Source organism: Streptomyces sp. NPDC090798 (assembly GCF_044768965.1).
In the GTDB taxonomy this organism is placed as follows: domain Bacteria; phylum Actinomycetota; class Actinomycetes; order Streptomycetales; family Streptomycetaceae; genus Streptomyces.
In genome coordinates this window covers 1-1,541 of the sequence record NZ_JBIVXA010000067.1, presented here as the reverse complement: position 1 = coordinate 1,541, position 1,541 = coordinate 1, and the positions used below count along the sequence as shown (strand labels likewise).

Below are 1,541 nucleotides of genomic sequence, written 5' to 3'. Positions count from 1 at the left end.
ATAACCCCGAGCCAACTGCGCACCCGCGATATACAACTCACCCGCAACACCCACCGGAACCGGCGACAAACCCGAATCCAACACATACACCCGGGTATTCCACACCGGACGCCCGATCGGCACGGTGTCCTCGTCCGTCCGGCATTCCCAGAACGTGACGTCCACCGCGGCCTCGGTGGGGCCGTAAAGGTTGTGGACCGAGGCGCCGAGAGTGCGCAGCGCCTGGTTCTTCAGTTCGGTCGTCAGCGCTTCACCACTGCAGATCACATTCTTCAGCGGTGCGCAGGATGCCGAATCCGGATGTTGCAGGAAGGCGCCGAGCATCGACGGCACGAAGTGTGCGGTGGTGACGTTCTCGCTACGGATCAGTTCGGCAAGAGCCGCGGGATCCTTGTGTTCCCCGCGTGAGGCGACGACCAACCCCGCGCCGGTGACGAGGGGCCAGAAGAACTCCCACACCGATACGTCGAACGCGGGCGAGGTCTTCTGCAGGACCCGGTCCGTCGTCTCCAGGGAGTACGCGTCCTGCATCCACAGCAGGCGGTTGACGATCGCGGCATGGGAGATCGCCACTCCCTTGGGCCGGCCGGTGGACCCGGACGTGTAGATCACGTAGGCCGTGTGCTGGGGCAGCAGGCGGCCCGGGCCCTCTTCGTCGGAGAGGTTGCGCGGGGTGCGGGGGTCCGGGTCCTCCAGGAGGGTCCGGGCGGCAGGTTCGTCCAGTACGAGCCGGCTCACATGGGCTGCGGCCTCCGGAGGCAGCTTCCGTGATGTTTCCGCATCGGTGATCACGAGGACGGGGTCGGCGTCCTGGAGCATGTGGGCGATCCGGTCACCCGGGTATTCCGGGTCGATGGGGACGTAGCCGGCCCCGGTCTTCAGCACGGCCAGCAATGCGACGACGAGGTCGACGGAACGAGGTACGGCCACCGCGATCAGGCGTTCGGGGCCCGCGCCGTGGCCGACAAGGTGCCTGGCAAGCCGGTTCGCCCGCGCGTTCAGCTCTGCGTACGTCAGCTCGGTACCGCCGCCGGCGACGGCGAAGGCATCCGGTGTCCGGGCGGTCTGCTGCTCGAACAGCTCGGGCAGGGTCGTGTCGGGCACGTCGTGGCCGGTGTCGTTCCATGTGGTCAGGACCCGCTCGCGCTCGTCCGCATCCAGCAGCGGAATCCGGCCGACCAACTGCCCGGCGTCGGCCACGAACGCCTCGAGGACGCGGATGAAGCGCTCTCCGATCCTCTCCACCGTTGCACGCTCGAAGGCATCCGGCCGGTAGTCGAGCCGCAGGTGCAGTCCGGTCCCCGGCATCACCATCAGGCTCAGGGGGTAGTGCGTCGCATCGCGCGCTTCGGTGTGGGTGAGGCTGAGGGTAGAGGCTTCCTGTTCGAGGGCCGCGTCCTCGACCGGGTAGTTCTCGAACACCATCACGGTGTCGAAGAGTTCGTCGGCCGGGGTGAGGTTGTGGATGTCGGTGAGCTTGAGGTGCTGGTGGGCCAGGAGGGCGCTCTGCTCGTCCTGGAGCCGTACCAGCGCCTCCCGCA

The 1,541-nt window shown here is 67.4% G+C and carries 1 protein-coding gene; it reads right to left on the bottom strand.

The annotated features are described in order from the left end of the window. The coding region (locus ACIQTP_RS46980) for an amino acid adenylation domain-containing protein (RefSeq protein WP_403412397.1) at window positions 1-1,541 on the bottom strand (1,541 nt) is incomplete at both ends.